At 70.8% G+C, this 14067-nt stretch carries 14 protein-coding genes and 1 pseudogene; 4 read left to right on the top strand and 11 right to left on the bottom strand.

The features are described from left to right. Positions 1 to 76: 76 nt before the first annotated feature. Both LT972_RS00190 and LT972_RS00195 read right to left on the bottom strand, forming a co-directional pair. On the bottom strand, positions 77 to 1252 hold the full coding sequence (locus LT972_RS00190) for an inorganic phosphate transporter (RefSeq protein WP_232571174.1): 1176 nt from the start codon (positions 1250 to 1252) through the stop codon (positions 77 to 79). Positions 1253 to 1309: 57 nt separating this feature from the next. Further along, the gene (locus LT972_RS00195) at positions 1310 to 1993 is read right to left on the bottom strand and encodes a DUF5828 family protein (RefSeq protein ID WP_232571175.1); all 684 of its coding nucleotides are present in this window, start codon (positions 1991 to 1993) and stop codon (positions 1310 to 1312) included. Positions 1994 to 2141: 148 nt separating this feature from the next. Between LT972_RS00195 and upp the strand changes: the two genes are divergently transcribed. Continuing rightward, positions 2142 to 2822, top strand: coding sequence for a uracil phosphoribosyltransferase (gene upp / locus LT972_RS00200; protein WP_232571176.1), 681 nt, complete (start codon positions 2142 to 2144; stop codon positions 2820 to 2822). A 141-nt stretch (positions 2823 to 2963) separates the two neighbouring features. Further along, positions 2964 to 3203, top strand: coding sequence for a DUF7569 family protein (locus LT972_RS00205; protein WP_232571177.1), 240 nt, complete (start codon positions 2964 to 2966; stop codon positions 3201 to 3203). A gap of 165 nt (positions 3204 to 3368) precedes the next feature. On the opposite strand, the gene LT972_RS00210 is transcribed toward LT972_RS00205, so the two are convergent. The 4 genes and pseudogenes from LT972_RS00210 to LT972_RS00225 all read right to left on the bottom strand — a co-directional run bounded on the left by LT972_RS00210 (position 3369) and on the right by LT972_RS00225 (position 8195). Then, positions 3369 to 5399, bottom strand: coding sequence for a S9 family peptidase (locus LT972_RS00210; RefSeq protein WP_232571178.1), 2031 nt, complete (start codon positions 5397 to 5399; stop codon positions 3369 to 3371). A 47-nt stretch (positions 5400 to 5446) separates the two neighbouring features. Continuing rightward, positions 5447 to 6326 (bottom strand): annotated as a pseudogene (locus tag LT972_RS00215) (NAD(P)/FAD-dependent oxidoreductase). Further along, complete coding sequence (locus tag LT972_RS00220) at positions 6319 to 7494, bottom strand: ABC transporter substrate-binding protein (RefSeq protein ID WP_232571179.1); 1176 nt, start codon at positions 7492 to 7494, stop codon at positions 6319 to 6321. Before LT972_RS00220 ends, LT972_RS00215 begins: the two are co-directional and overlap by 8 nt. A gap of 80 nt (positions 7495 to 7574) precedes the next feature. After that, positions 7575 to 8195 carry an IMPACT family protein gene (locus LT972_RS00225; RefSeq protein WP_232571180.1) on the bottom strand — a complete coding sequence of 207 codons (621 nt, stop codon included), beginning with the start codon at positions 8193 to 8195 and terminating at the stop codon, positions 7575 to 7577. Positions 8196 to 8278: 83 nt separating this feature from the next. Here LT972_RS00225 and LT972_RS00230 point away from each other — a divergent pair, with 83 nt between their 5' ends. Then, the gene (locus LT972_RS00230; protein WP_232571181.1) at positions 8279 to 8575 is read left to right on the top strand and encodes a hypothetical protein; all 297 of its coding nucleotides are present in this window, start codon (positions 8279 to 8281) and stop codon (positions 8573 to 8575) included. Here LT972_RS00230 and LT972_RS00235 read toward each other — a convergent pair. The 5 genes from LT972_RS00235 to LT972_RS00255 are packed head-to-tail and all read right to left on the bottom strand — an operon-like array spanning position 8572 to position 13229. Next, positions 8572 to 9075: an amino acid-binding protein gene (locus LT972_RS00235; protein WP_232571182.1), complete on the bottom strand. Its 504-nt coding sequence runs from the start codon at positions 9073 to 9075 to the stop codon at positions 8572 to 8574. The genes LT972_RS00230 and LT972_RS00235 overlap by 4 nt on opposite strands. Positions 9076 to 9120: 45 nt before the next feature. Beyond that, positions 9121 to 9951: an ABC transporter permease subunit gene (locus LT972_RS00240; protein ID WP_232571183.1), complete on the bottom strand. Its 831-nt coding sequence runs from the start codon at positions 9949 to 9951 to the stop codon at positions 9121 to 9123. Further along, on the bottom strand, positions 9951 to 10691 hold the full coding sequence (locus tag LT972_RS00245; RefSeq protein ID WP_232571184.1) for an ABC transporter ATP-binding protein: 741 nt from the start codon (positions 10689 to 10691) through the stop codon (positions 9951 to 9953). Before LT972_RS00245 ends, LT972_RS00240 begins: the two co-directional genes overlap by 1 nt. Next, positions 10688 to 12601, bottom strand: coding sequence for a NosD domain-containing protein (locus LT972_RS00250; RefSeq protein ID WP_232571185.1), 1914 nt, complete (start codon positions 12599 to 12601; stop codon positions 10688 to 10690). Before LT972_RS00250 ends, LT972_RS00245 begins: the two co-directional genes overlap by 4 nt. A gap of 1 nt (position 12602) precedes the next feature. After that, the gene (locus LT972_RS00255; protein ID WP_232571186.1) at positions 12603 to 13229 is read right to left on the bottom strand and encodes a nitrous oxide reductase accessory protein NosL; all 627 of its coding nucleotides are present in this window, start codon (positions 13227 to 13229) and stop codon (positions 12603 to 12605) included. A gap of 229 nt (positions 13230 to 13458) precedes the next feature. Here LT972_RS00255 and LT972_RS00260 point away from each other — a divergent pair, with 229 nt between their 5' ends. After that, positions 13459 to 14037 (top strand): hypothetical protein, encoded by a 579-nt coding sequence (locus LT972_RS00260; protein ID WP_232571187.1) that lies wholly within the window; start codon positions 13459 to 13461, stop codon positions 14035 to 14037. Positions 14038 to 14067 lie beyond the last annotated feature (30 nt).

Consider the following 14067-nt stretch of genomic DNA (forward strand, 5'->3'; position numbering starts at 1 on the left):
ACGCCGTCGCCGCCGTCCAGAGCCGCGGGCGTCTCCGGGTCGGGTGCTCACTCGCTGTCGTCCGGTCGGTCCGCGATTAGGCGAGCGCGTCGACCGCGGTGAACGCGCCGTAACTCACGCCGAGTGCGAGCGCGAGCGACGCGACCCACGCCAGCACGGTGAACACCATCTTCCGCGTGCTCACGCCGCTCCCCGTCGACGCGGCGAACCCGGAGCCGACGATGCCGGAGACGATGATTTCGTTGAACGAGACGGGGATGCCGAGGAAGACGGCGGTCTGCGCGATGGCGAAACTCGGGATGAGCGCGGCGATAGAGCGCCGCGGCCCCAGACTGGAGTAGTCCTGGGAGAGCGCCTTTATCATCCGCGGGGCGCCCGTCCACGACCCGGCGAGCAGGCCGATGCCGCCGCCGAGCAGGACGTACGTCAGCGGCACGTCCCCGCCGACCAGCGGGAGCAGCGGCCCGACCGCGAGCCCGACCTGGCTCCCGCCGGCGGAGAACGCGACGAGGCCGCCGAGCGCGAGCAGGAAGTGACGCTGGCCGCGCTCGGCGTCCCGCATCACGTCCCGGCGGAGGACGAGCGCGACGGCGGCCGCGAACGCGACGGTCGCCGCGACCTGTACCGCGACCTCGTTTCGCCCGACCTCGGCGGCGACGGCGGCCGCCAGCGACCGACTCGTGCCCGTCGGTCCGAGGAACACGAACTCGATGTTCGCGACGATGGCGCCGACCACCGCCGCGAGCACCGGCGTCGTCACCTCGTCGGCGTCCAGCGACCGCAGGCCCCGCGCCGTCGCGTACGCGATGCCGCCGCCGACGAACGGCACGAGCACCCACAGCGTCGCTATCTCCCGGTACTTCGGCCACGCCGGCTCGCCGCCCATCGCGAGGCCGGTGCCGACGACCGCGCCCGTCACGGTGAACGCCGTCGCGATGGGGTAGCCCGCGAACACGCCGACCGCCACCAGCACGGCGGCGACGATGAGCGCCGTCGTCGCCGCGAGCGGCGACAGCGTCACCCCGACGACGAGTTCGCGGCCGACCGCCTCCGAGACGTTCGCGCCCTGGAACACCGCGCCGGCGAGGCCGAGGATGCCCACGACGAATCCCGCGCGCATCACCGTGATGGCGTTCGCGCCGACCGCGGGCGCGAACGGCGTCGACCCCGACGACCCCGCGCCGATGGCCCACGCCATGAAGAGACTTGCCAGTGCGGCCACCACGAGCGTCGCGAGGGCGGTGCCACTCATGCTTGCGGACTCGGGGAGGCGACACAAAGAGACTACCGGCCTGCGTCCGTGTCGCCGTTAGTTCGTCGTGGATTTCGCGTCGTCGTTTTGCTCGGGCGGTTCGACGCCCTCGACGGCCTCCGCGATTTCCGTCTCGCGTTCCGTGTCGACGTGCCACCGGTCGATGTCCTCGAAGGACTGGAGGTACTCGCGGACGGCCTCCTTGAGGTCGTCGTCGTTGACGTTCACCTCGAAGACGAACTCCTCTTGGCTGCGCACGCGCTGGATGTTCGCGGACACGACGTCGTTGTCGAAGTAGTACGGCGCGACCTGCGTCATCACGTTCTGGTAGACGACGTTCTCGACTTTGCGGAGGGCCTTCCGCCCGGCGGTGTCGGCGGCGCGCTTGACGTGGCCGAGGGAGTCCTGCCACTTCTCGACGGCGTCCTCGTCCTCGCCGTTTTCGAGTTTCTCGTAGGACTCCGAGAGGTGTTCGCCCGCCGTCTGGAGGTCCTCGTCCGGGGATTTTCCCGCCTTCTCGCCTTCGCCCTCGTCGACGCTCGCCTGCTCGGCGGTCTTCTCGCTGACCTCGTCCTCGATGCGCTCGTGGGACTTCGGCCGCCACTCGTCCCACGCCGCGAACTCCTCGGCGTACGCCTCGTCGGCGCCGGCCTCCCGGAGCGCGTGCGTGATGCGTTCGCCGTGCTCGACGACGTCGCCCCACGACCCGCGCTGTTTGAACCCGGCGACGCTCTCTTCCATGCCATCTACGTTCGGGCGCTGGCGGATAAACCTCTTGCCGCACCCGTGCTTCCACGGGACACGGTAACACCTATCACGCGGACCGCCGACACTCCGGTTCTCGGTCCGCATAGCGGGATTTAAGCCGTCGCGGACTCGGCGTGCTAGTATGACCATCGAGGACCGCGGCGACGCGCACGTCGTCACGCACGCGCTGGCGAAAGACACCCTCTCGAAGATTCGGGACGTGGAGACCGAGCAGGTCGGCTTCCGGAAGGGCCTCGTGAAACTCGGGCGCATCTCCGGCTACGAAATCATCGACGGCGCGATGGACACCGAGTTCGTCTCGCTGGAGACGCCGCTCACCGAGACCACCGGCGAGCGCGTGAAGGGCCTCGACGACGTCGTCATCATCAACGTCCTGCGGGCCGCGACGCCGTTCGTGGAGGGCCTGCTGAAGGCGTTCCCGCGCGCGAAGCAGGGCGTCATCAGCGCGGGCCGCGACGAGGAAGCCGGGATGAACGACGAGGGCGAGTTCCCCATCACCATCGACTACGTGAAACTCCCCGAAATCAAGCCCGAGGACACCGTCATCGTCGCGGACCCGATGCTCGCCACCGGCTCCACGATGTGTACGGTCCTCGACCACGTCACCGAAGAGGCCCCCGACGACCTCGAAGGCCTGTTCGTGCTGTCGGCGGTGAGCGCGCCCGACGGCCTGCTCCGCGTCAGCGACCAGTTCCCGGAGGCCGACCTGCTCACCGTCTCCATCGACGACCACCTCGACGACGACGGCTTCATCGTCCCCGGCCTCGGCGACGCCGGCGACCGCGCGTTCCGCACGACCTGACGACGAACGCTTCGCTGCCGGTCTCGTTCTCGACGACCCCTGTCCCGCGGTGAAACGCCGTGATTCGCGGCGTTCGACGGCCGGAACGCCGGTGTGTCCCGGACCCCCACGTTCAAGGCGCTGCCCGTCCTCGGCGACCGTATGAGCGACGACGTGGACACCGAGCCGTGTGACTGGTGCGGGGACGCGGTCGCGGACCCGCTGTCGCGGACCGCGCGCGTGACGGTCGACCGCTCCCAGATAGACAGCCAGCGGCTCTGCCCCGAGTGCTTCGCGAACTGGATCGAGCGCTACGAGGCCGAGATGCGGCCCGACGACGCAGACGAGGAGGATTCCGGCCCGCAGCCGGCGAGCGAGGACACCGACATCATCGTCGACTGACCGGTCGAAGCGACTCCCGACGCGCCCCGACAGCAGCCGCGTCGTCGCGGGCGCTTTGCCTCTCCGAACCCCTTCCTTTCACCTCCACGAAGCGCCGTCGTCCTGCGGTTCTCGCGCCGGCTACCGGGGTCGGAAACCGCTCCCTTGACGGCTACGTGTCTCTCCCTACCGCTCCGGGTTCTCGTCCTCGCCGCTCTCGCCCGCCGAGAGCCCGTCGTTTCGCTCTCGGTCGAGCGCGCGCTCGGCGTCGTGGTGGGCGGAGTAGCCGTCGAACCAGCGCGCGATGCGCTCGATGCGGTCCACGACGTGTCCGGGTTCGCCCGAGCGCGAGAGTTCGTGGCCCTCGCGGGGGTAGCGCACCATCCGGGTGTCGACGCCCTGCTTGCGCAGCGAGAGGTAGAACAACTCGGCGGTGTTCGCGGGCGTCCGGTAGTCGTTCTCCGCGTGGACGACGAGCGTCGGCGTGTCGACGTTTTCGACGTGCGCGACCGGCGACTGCTCCCAGAGGAACTCCGGTTCGTCCCACGGCACCGTCCCGAAGTCGCCCTCCACGAGCTTGTAGGCGTCCGTGGAGCCGTAGAAGCCGGAGAGGTCGTAGACGCCGCGCTGGGCGACCGCGCCCGCGAAGAAGTCGGTGTGGCCGACCGCCCACGCGGTCATGAAGCCGCCGAAACTCCCGCCCGTGACGAACGCGTTCTCGGCGTCCACGTAGTCGCGGTCGGCGACCTGTCGCGAGCCCGCCATCACGTCCTCGAAGGTCACGTCGCCCCAGTCGCGCTCGATGCTCCGCATGAACGACTGACCGTACCCGGAGGAGCCCCGAGGGTTACACCAGAACACGACGTAGCCCCGCGCCGCGAGCGTCTGGAACTCGTGCCACATCGACCCGGTCGTCGACCACATCCGGTGGGGGCCGCCGTGGACCTCCACGACCAGCGGGTACTCCTCGTCCGGGTCGAAGTCCGGCGGCGTCAACACCCAGCCCTGCACCTCGCCGCCGGGCGCGTCCACGCTAATCTCCTCGGGCTGGCTGACCGCGCGGTCGTCGAGGTAGTCGCTGTTCGCGCGCGTCAGGCGGTTCTCCTCGCCGCCCGCGGGCGTCGCCGCGACCACGTCACCGGGGTGGTCCCACTCCGACTGCACGACGCCGACGGCGTCCCGCGCGACCGAGAAGCCGTGGACGTGGCGGTCGCCGCCCAAGACGAGTTCGTCGCCCTCGTGGCCGAGGCGCCGGAGGACGTAACTCCCCTCGTCGGGCGTGCAGACGTAGAGGTAGTCGCCGTCGGGCCCCCACTCGGGCGCGTGGCTCGCGTTCCACAGTTCGAGTGTGCGGTCGAGGTCGGCGGTCAGGCGCTCTGTCTCGCCGGTCGCGCGGTCGAACACGTCCACCTCGGTCTGTGCGAGCGTCGGGTCGTCGGCGGGCGTCGTCGTGTACGCGATTCGAGAGCCCGAGACGGCGAGCGTCGGCCCCCAGCCCTCGACGGTCGTCACGACCTCTCGGCCCCCGGTCTCGGGGTCGAACGCCTCGATTTCCCACGCGAGCCGGTCGTCGCCGTCGACGCCCCGTCGAATCGGGTAGTAGAGGTCGCTGTCGCCCCACGCCGGCCCGAGGCAGTCCGCGACGCCCTCGGTGACGCGTTCTACCTCACCGGCGTCGAGGTCGGCGAGGTAGACGTGCGAGCGCGCGCCGTCGGCGTACGACTCGTGGCTCCGGTAGACGTGCCGGTCGATTACCCGAGGGTCGGGGTCTTCGCGCTCGTACTCGTCGTCGTAGGCCAAGTCGAGGTCGTCGTCTCGCTCCTCCGGGCGCACCCCTTGGAGGAACGCGATGCGGTCGCCGTCCGGTCCCCACGCGATGGAGGAGACGCCGCCGACCACGTCGGTCACCTGCTCGGCCTCCCCGCCTTCGACGGGGAGCACCCACAACTGGGGCCGGTCGTCGTCCGCGCCCCGCGTCGAGACGAACGCGAGTCGGTCGCCGGACGGACTCCACGCCGGTTCGGAGTCCACGCCCTCGGCGACCGTGAACCGCCGCGCCTCGTCGCCGCCGACCGACGCGACGTACACCGTCGCCGCGTACTCGGTGTCGGTGTCGGGTGTCTGTTTCACGAACGCCACTCGGTCGCCGTCCGGCGACACCGCGGGATGAGAGAGCCGCGAGAAGTCGTGGTAGTCCTCGGCTTCGACAGTCTGCATGCAGTCCGCGTCGTCCGGTGCGCGCAAAGGCGTTGTGCTACCCGGCGTCAGTCGTCCAGTTCCGCGACGTACGACCGGACGTGTTCGTCGTCGAGGTGGTCGAGCAGGCGGTGGTGGGCACGCTCGGTTCGCGCCGCAATCTCCTCGTCGGTGAGTTTCGTGTCGAACGCGCGGTCGATGTACGCCTCACGGAGTTCCGCGAGTCGCTCGTCGCCGACCTCGCTCTCCTCGATTTCGCCGTGGAACCACTCCCGCCACCGGTCGCGGTCGCTCCACTCGCCCGCGAACTCGGACTCGGGGCGCATCCAGTCGTAGTGGGGGGCGACGCCGTCCGGGAACCCCCGGTCGCGCTTGTGGTCGGCGAGCAGGCGGCGCGCGACGTGCGCGCCGTGGCCCGCCGCGACGATGGCTTGGGCGTTCCACTCGCCCGCCGGCGCCGCGACGTAGAGGCCGTCGACGGGCGTTCGGCCGTCTGGGTCGGCGTAGTCCGGGTCGAGGTGCTCGTGTTCCTCGTCGCCGTGCTCGTGGGTCTCGAAGGGGTCGTCGCCGATTATCGGCTTGAGGTAGGAGCCGTCGTACCACGCCGCCGTGACGACGTAGTCCGCGTCCACCTCGCGGCCGTCCTGTGTCTCCACGACGAAGCCGTCGTCGCGCTCCGTGACGCGCACGACGCCGTCCTCGACGCGGTCACAGCCCGCGCGCTCGGCGTGGTCGTGGAGCAGGTCGTACAGCGTCCCCACGTCGATACCGCCCGGGGAACCCCGGATAGTTCTCGACGAACGCGCACCGCTGGAGCGCCGCGTTCCCGCGGTCGAAGATGACGGTGTCGAGGCCGTAGCGCGCCGTGAACACGCCCGCCGAACAGCCGGTCGGACCGCCGCCGACGACCACCACGTCGGCGTCGGTCGGCTCGGGCGCCTCAGACATCGCCCTCCACCGCCGCGACGACGCGCTCGCGGTCGAACAGCGTCTCTTCTGCGCCGTAGAGGTCGCGGGCGAGGCGCTCCGTCAGCACGAGGTTCGTAATCGGGCCCTGGTAGAGGCCGCCGGCGCGGTAGACGTCGCCGTTCTGGACGGCGGTGAGGTTGCTCGCGGCGGCGTGGTCTTCGAGGGACGCGACGACGGTGTTCCGGAACTCGGCGTCGGTCTTGGCCTCGTAGCCGCGCAGCAACAACACCTCGGGGTCGACGTTCAGCAGCGTCTCCACGTCGATGGCGGCCCGCGTGCCGTGGAAGTCCTTGACGCCGGACTCGGCGAGCGCGTCCCGGACGTTCAGGTCGCGGAGGTGTTTGAAGCCGGTGCCGCCGCCGATTACGTACGGGTAGAACTCCGTCGGCTGGTCGCCGATACCCCAGACGACGGCGACTTCGGGGCGGTCGCCCGCGCTCGGGACGACCGGCGCGAGGTTCGACTGGAAGTCGTCGTGAATCGACTCGAAGGCCTCGTAGCGGTCGGTTCGCTGGAACACCTGTGCGAGTTTCTCGAACCCCTCCATCAGGGTGTAGTAGCGGTAGTCGTCGTGCCACGGGTAGTGCTGGGCGTAGATGCAGTTCCCGAACAGCGGCGCGACGCGCTCCTCGATTTCGGCCACGTCCTTCTCGGACCACCCCTCGAAGCGGTTCATCAGGAAGTTCGGGTCCATCACGTGGATGTCGGCGTCGAGGTCGAGGAACCGCTCCTTGCTCACGCCGTCCTGGAACAGCGACACCATCCCGCTCTTGTCGACCGAGAGTCCGTCTATCGCGTCGTAGTACTGGGTGTGGTAGCGGCTCGTGAGCCACAGCGCTTCCGGCGGTTCGAGGCCGAGCGCGACGCCCATATCCGCCCAACTCCCGTTGTTCGCGACCCACGTCTCGGGGACGCCGTCGAACTCGACGGCGCCGACCGGCTCCATCGACACCGCGTACGACGCGCTCGCGTCCGTGTCTCCGGAGCCGGCGGTCTCCGCGTCGGTCGTGGGAGCGCCGGTCGTCTGCGTCGTCTCGTCGTCCGTGGCGGGGGACGTACAACCGGCGAGCGCGCCGCCGAGCAGCGTCGCGCCGCCAGCGAGGTACGTTCGCCGCGTCAGTCCGTCGTCGTCTGACTCTCCGAACATGGTTTTAGGCTCGCCTAAATAAACATACGTGTTCCGATTTAGGCCGGCCAAAAGACGGCGCCGTGTCGGCGGAACGGCCGCTACTGGAGGTCGGCGCGCCCGCTCGTCGCGTCCGCGAGGCGCTCCCGCAGGCCGTCGGCGTCCTCGCGGGCCACCGTCACCTCGAAGGCGACGTTCTCGCCGTAGTCGGCGTCGAACTCGCAGTCCGCGCTCTCCAGAATCCCCCGCACCGTCCCCGAGTCGTCGTAGTCCACGGCGACCGTCAGGCGCTCCTGCGGGCGCTGCTCGACGACGCCGGCGGCGTCCAACGCGTCCTTCACGGCCCGCGAGTACGCCCGCGCCAGCCCGCCGACACCGAGGTTCGTACCGCCGTAGTACCGGGTCACGACGACCACGGCGTTCTCCACGTCGCGCTGCTGGAGGACGTTCAGCGCCGGCTTCCCCGCCGAGCCGGTCGGCTCGCCGTCGTCGCTCTGGTACTCCCGAAGCATGTGCCCGGAGCCGGGGCCGCCGGACTCCACGCGAACCCGATAACAGGGAACGTTGTGCGTCGCGTCCGCGTGGCGCTCCCGGACCTCCGCGACGAACGCTTCGGCCTCGTCGACGGTGGCCGCCGGACTCGCGTACCCGATGAACTCCGAGCCCTGCACCTCGAATCTGGCGTCGCCCCGCCCGGCGAGCGTGCGGTACGCGTCTGTCACGTCCGCGTCTCGGACGCCCAACGGGTTCTCGCTTGCGGTTCCGCCCAAAGGATTATGCCCGCGCTCTCGCTAGTCTACCCCGAATGGCCGACCTGTCGACGCCCGACCTCCTCTACATCGTCTCCAGTGTCGCCCTCTCGCTGTCCGGACTCGCGATGGTGTCGATTGCCGCCAACGCCTACCTCGAGACCGAGCGCCGAGAGATGCTGCTGCTCGCCATCGGCTTCGTCATCGTCGTCGCCGCCGCGATTTCCACGACCGTCTCTGCGTTCAAACAGGAGTTCGCGGACGCCGTCGTTCTCCTCACCGTGAACTACGCGTTCACCACCGTCGGCTACCTGTTCATCATCGCGAGCGTCCTGACTCGCGGCCGCGACTAGGAGAGTTCCACCGACCGCACGAACGGCAGCGCCATCAGTTCCGTCAACACGTCACCGGGCAGGTCCTCGTCCGTCACGAGGTAGAGCCGCGGCTCGTCCGTGAACTCCGGGTCCTCGCTTATCGTCTGGCGGATGCTGATGCCGCGGTCCGCGAGCAGACCCGCGACCTCGGCGACGATACCGGACTCGTCGGCGTCCTGCACCTCGACCGTGACCACCGTCAAATCGAGCACGGGCGCGAGGTCCATCAGGCTCGGAATCTGGGAGATGTTCTGGAAGATGCGCCGTAGTTCGTCGTCCGCGAGAATCGCCTCCGTCGTCGAGTCCACCACGCGCCGGTCGACGCCCGCCTCCGCGGCGACCTGCGTGTACGGAATCTCGATGTCGCCGGACACCACCCGGCCGTCGTCGTTCACGGAGAAGCCCCGCTCGAGCAGCAGGCGGATGACGGCCTGCTGGCCGGGGCTCCCCTCGAACTTCTGCATGATGTCCTGGAACATACGACGACCCACGGAACCCCCACGTAAAACGTTCGCGTCCCCGGGTCAGGTGGCGGTGTCCGGCCACACGGCGACGGCGGCGGCGCCGAGGCTCGCGGCGACCCACGCGAGCAGGCCGAGCGCGCTCGCGACCGGCGACGCCGTGGCGACAGTCGGCGTCTCCGCGAGCGCCGGCCCGACTGCGAGTTCGAAGACGAGGCCGCGGAACGCGCTCGCGGGGCTCAGGCCGGCAAGCGGCGCAATCGACCCGGGGTCGACGAGGCCGCCGGACGCGAGCGCGACGAGCGCGAGGTCGAGGCCGACGGCGACGGCGACGAGCACGCCGACCGACGCGCCGAGCGCTTCGCGCTGGCTGCGCGTCGCGGCGGACACCGCGAGCGCGAGCGCCACCGCGACGAGCGCGTACGCCGCGACGAACACCGCGAACCGCACGAACACGACGGGGGTGTCGCCGGCGGCGTGCGTCGCGAAGTACGACGCGGGTTCGGTCGCGCCGAGACTCGACGCGACGCCCGCCGCGCCGAGCGCGACGAGCACGACCGCGAGTACGGCGGCCGCACGCCCGAGGAACACGCCGAGGACGTACTCGGCGCGCGTCACCGGGTACGTCCGAATCACGTCGAGTTCGCCGCGGTCGGCGTCGCCGCGCACGGACTGGTAGACGAACGCGAACGCCACCGTCGGCACCAACACCTCCACCGGGAGCAGGAGGTCGAACGTCAGCGAGACGTAGCCGCCCGGTGACCCCATCGCGGCGCCGCCGAGGCCGACGATGACCGCGGCGAACGCGGCGGCGACGAGGACGAGCGTGCGGTTCCGGGCGACCGTGCGGAGTTCGCGTTCGACGACGACGAGCACGCGCTCGCGTCGCCCCATCACGCGTCACCCCCGGGCCGGACCGCGCGCACGTCCACCGACGACCGGTCGGTCGCGCGCACCGTCTGCGAGAACGCGTCGCGGAGCGTCTCCGCGCCCGTCTCGGCGAGCAGGTCGGCGGGCGCGCCGTCCAACGCGAGGGCGCCGTCCGCGAGCAACACCACGCGGTCCGCGCGCGCCTCGACGGCGGCGAGGTCGTGGCTCGCGAGGACGACGAGCCGGTCGTCGGTCGCGAGGTCGCTCGCGACGCCGAAGATGTGGTCCGCGACGTCCGGGTCGAGGCCGGACGTGGGTTCGTCGAGGACGACCACGGGCGGGTCGCCGACGAGCGCCTGCGCCAACCCGAGCAGCCGGGTCATCCCGCCGGAGAGCGCTTCGACGCGGCGGTCGGCGGCGCCCGCCAGTCCGACGCGGTCGAGCAGCGCCGCGGGGTCGGTGTCGGCGTCCACGAGGTCGGCGTAGAACGCCACGGTCTCGCGGACCGTGAACCCCGACCGGAACTGCGGGGACTGGGGGAGGTACGCGACGCTCCGCGCGCCGCCGTCGGGGCGCGTGACGGTTCCCGCGTCGGGCGCTCGGAGGCCCGCGAGCAGTTCCAGCGCCGTCGTCTTCCCGGCGCCGTTCGGGCCGACGAGCGCCGTCAGGTGGCCCGCGTCGAGGGTCGCGGTCACGTCGTCGAGGATGGACACGTCCCCGAATCCGAACGAGACGCCGTCGACGGCGAGGGTCGCGTCGGTCACGCCGCCACCTCCGTCTCGTTCCCGCGGACGGCCGCCAGCACGTCCGGGCGCGCCGGCGTCACGCGCGGCGCGGTGTCGACCACGCCGGCCTCCCGCAGGCCGGGGACGGTGCTCTGGACCTCGCGCAGGACCGCGACGGCGGGCGACCGGGCGAGCGTGTACGCGCCCGGCGCGTCGTGGATGTGCGCGTCGACGCCGCCGGTCGGGCGGAACGCGCGGTCGTAGGAGCCGTCGCCGTCCCGGTCGTCGGCGGGCATCGCGCCCCAGTAGTTCCCGGCGCCGTCGACGGTCCACACGCGCAGCGCGCCGAGGTCCGTCTCCACGGGTTTCTCGTTGTCGACGACGTCGTTCGCGGTGACGAGGTTCGTCGGGAGCGACGCCTCGCCGCGGAGGCCGACGTCGTTCCCGACGATGGTGTTCCGTTCGACGAGCGACCGGTAGCCGAGCACGTCGATGCCGTGGCCGTTGTCCGCGAGGACGTTCCCCGCGTAGTAGGACGTCGCCCCGGCGGTGGAGATGCCGACCTCCGCGTCCCGCACGACGTTGTCCACGACGAGATTCCCGGTCGGGCGCGTCATCACGATGACGCCGGTCCGCACGCCGCTGGCGGTGTTGTTCCGGACGAGCGCGTCCGACGTGTACATCTCGTGGACGCCGAAGCGCTGCCCGCGGAACACGTTGTCGCGCACGACGACGCCGTCGGCGCGGTGCGTGTAGACGCCGTCGCGGCCGCCGACGAACTCGCTGTCCTCGACGACGATTCGGTCGTACATCGCGACGACGCCCATGAACCCCTGCAGGGGGTCGTCGGTGCCGTTCACGCGCACGTCCCGGACGACGGCGCCGGCGCTCTCGAGGACGATGACGCCGCTCGCGCCCGTCTCAACCGTGACTCCCGAGACGAGCGACTCGCTCGCGTCGAACAGTTTGACGGCCGCGTCCCCGCGTCCGTAGGCGAGTTCGATGCTCCGTGACCAGTTCACGTCGAGTTCCGAGTCGTTCAGTTGGCTCCGGCGACTCCCGACGTCGCCGACGCCGGCGACGTGGAGGTCGGTGAGACCGGCCCGCGGCGCGGCGAGCGCGAACACGGTCCCGTTCCCGTCGCCGACGACACGCGTCTCGGGGCCGACGCCGGACACGGTTATCGACTTGTTCACGGTGACGCCGCCGGTCTCGTAGGTGCCCGCCGGCAGTTCGACGGTGGTGTTCGGCGGGGCGGCCGCGACGGCGGCTTCGAGGGTCGGCGCGTCCTCGCCGACGACCACCGACGTCGGGCGGTCCCGGAGCGTTCGCGCGTCGGCGACGCGCTCGTCGGCCCACCCCGACGCGTTCGCCACCGCCGACCGGAAGCGCTCCGTGGTCAGTCGGCGCTCCGCGTCGACGCGCTCGGCGACCTCGCTCCACGGCACCACGCTCCCGCCGTACTCGTCGGCGAACGCCGCCGCGGCCGACTCGTCGCTGAACGGCACGGCGACGGGGCCGCCGGGACTGCGCGCTCGACTCCCGACGACCACGACCGTCTCGCTCGCGGGTTCGAAGCCGACGAACCGCGTCGGCTTCAGGTAGCCAGCGTCCGTAAGCGAGACGTTCGTGCCGGCGTAGTCCGAGACGAACAGTTCGACCGCGCTCCCGAACTGGCGCTCGTGGCCGGTTCGAGCCCGCTCCTCGAGGAACGCCTCGACGCCGTAGTAGCCGACCGCGTACTCGAACCCCGAGTAGTACGCTTGGACGCGCGGGACGGACACCCCGCGTTCTCGCGCTTCCTGCACAGCGGCGCTCGTGAGGCCGAGTTGGAGCGTGTCGTCGAACGGCGCCGGTTCTCGCTCGCCGCCGCTCACGGGGAGCGCCAGCGAGTAACTCAGCAACGCGAGCACCACGGCGAGCACCGCGAGGAGTTCTCGCGCCGCCATCTCACATCCCGAGCGAGGCAATCATCGTCGGCGTCACGTCGCCGAAGGACGCGAGTTTGCCGCCGTGTTCGTCCGCGAACGCCTCGGCGTCGGCCTCGTCGCCGAACGCGACGAGGTCCCGCCCCATCGCGCCGACGACGTCGGACCCGACGACGAACGTGACGTCTTCCGCGTCCGCGAACGCCTCGGCGGTCGGGTGCGTAGAGATGAGCTTCTGGCCGCCGTCCGTGCGAATCTCGTAGTCGACCGCCGAGTAGTCAGTGACGTAGAACGCCTCGCGGTCCCAGTCGTCGTGCTCGAAGTCGTACTGGAACGCCTCCCACGTGCTGTCGAAGCGCGCGGGGTTGTCGTGGCCGCTCGGCTGCTCGTCCGCGTAGAAAATCTCGGCCGTCGGGCCGGGGTGGTTCGGAATCACCATCCCGCAGACGTCACAGGTGGCGGATTCGCCGAGCGTGACCGGCTCGGGCGCGTCGTCGCCGCCGCCAGAACTGGAGAGACAGCCCGCGAGCCCCGCGACGCCAGCGGCGCTCGCGCCCTGGAGGACGCGACGGCGCGTGACGCCGCGTTCGGTGCAGTCCGTCGACGCGGTCCCGGGCGACTGGTCGTGGGTGGTGTCGTCTTTGCACATGAGTGGGAACCCAGCGAGTGGTCGTGGGACGCACGTAGGCGACTCGCGGATAAGTGGCGACCGGGGATTCTCGGGCGCTGGGAACGCCGAGGGACGCACCGGACTCCCTCACACGAGCGAGACGGGACAGTCGGTCACCGAGGCGACGGCAGTGGACGACACGGACAACACTACCGCGGTCGTCGCCCGGCGGCGAGTAGCATTTAGTGGTGGCGTCCGTTCCCCCGCTATGCGCCAACTCGACGCGTGTGACTTCTGTGGCGACGCCCCCGAGGGCGTCTTCGAGGTCGTGCCCGCGACCGTCCCGGACGGTCCGGTCCGCCTCGCGCTGTGTGCCGACTGCCGGACCACCCTCCAGACCGTCGTCGACCCCCTCCTCGACGCCGACGGCGAGCCCGCCGAATCGACGGGCGGGTCGGCCGCCGAACCGGCCAGCGAAGAACTGGCAGCCGAACCGACCGTCGACGAGCCGTCCCGCTCCTCTCCGCCGGCGTCCGACGACGCCGCGGGCGTCACCATCGAAATCGAGGACGACGACGAGACTGGAGGCGACGAGACGAGCGCGGACGCCGGCGACGACAGCGCGGACTCGGGGACGGCGGGCGGCGCGCCGGCGCGCCGGCCGGACGGCTACGCGCAAGTGATTCGCCTCCTCCAGAACCGCGAGGGCGCGATGCCCCGCGAGGACCTGCGCGCGCTCGCGACGAACGCCTACGACCTCGGCGAACAGACCTTCGAGGACGCCGTCGACGCCGCCATCGACAACGGCGACGTCGAGGAGTCCGCGGGCGGCCTCCGCACGACGTAGCGCGAGCGTCAACTGTTATTACCGTCCCGT

The sequence above is a fragment of the Halobacterium litoreum genome (assembly GCF_021233415.1).
Lineage (GTDB): Archaea > Halobacteriota > Halobacteria > Halobacteriales > Halobacteriaceae > Halobacterium > Halobacterium litoreum.

What these genes read in the sequence shown, in the direction of transcription:
- LT972_RS00190 (WP_232571174.1), bottom strand. Translation starts at nt 1,252, where the DNA reads ATGAGTGGCACCGCCCTCGCGACGCTCGTGGTGGCCGCACTGGCAAGT.
- LT972_RS00195 (WP_232571175.1), bottom strand. Translation starts at nt 1,993, where the DNA reads ATGGAAGAGAGCGTCGCCGGGTTCAAACAGCGCGGGTCGTGGGGCGAC.
- upp (WP_232571176.1), top strand. Translation starts at nt 2,142, where the DNA reads ATGACCATCGAGGACCGCGGCGACGCGCACGTCGTCACGCACGCGCTG.
- LT972_RS00205 (WP_232571177.1), top strand. Translation starts at nt 2,964, where the DNA reads ATGAGCGACGACGTGGACACCGAGCCGTGTGACTGGTGCGGGGACGCG.
- LT972_RS00210 (WP_232571178.1), bottom strand. Translation starts at nt 5,399, where the DNA reads ATGCAGACTGTCGAAGCCGAGGACTACCACGACTTCTCGCGGCTCTCT.
- LT972_RS00220 (WP_232571179.1), bottom strand. Translation starts at nt 7,494, where the DNA reads ATGTTCGGAGAGTCAGACGACGACGGACTGACGCGGCGAACGTACCTC.
- LT972_RS00230 (WP_232571181.1), top strand. Translation starts at nt 8,279, where the DNA reads ATGGCCGACCTGTCGACGCCCGACCTCCTCTACATCGTCTCCAGTGTC.
- LT972_RS00235 (WP_232571182.1), bottom strand. Translation starts at nt 9,075, where the DNA reads ATGTTCCAGGACATCATGCAGAAGTTCGAGGGGAGCCCCGGCCAGCAG.
- LT972_RS00240 (WP_232571183.1), bottom strand. Translation starts at nt 9,951, where the DNA reads ATGGGGCGACGCGAGCGCGTGCTCGTCGTCGTCGAACGCGAACTCCGC.
- LT972_RS00250 (WP_232571185.1), bottom strand. Translation starts at nt 12,601, where the DNA reads ATGGCGGCGCGAGAACTCCTCGCGGTGCTCGCCGTGGTGCTCGCGTTG.
- LT972_RS00255 (WP_232571186.1), bottom strand. Translation starts at nt 13,229, where the DNA reads ATGTGCAAAGACGACACCACCCACGACCAGTCGCCCGGGACCGCGTCG.
- LT972_RS00260 (WP_232571187.1), top strand. Translation starts at nt 13,459, where the DNA reads ATGCGCCAACTCGACGCGTGTGACTTCTGTGGCGACGCCCCCGAGGGC.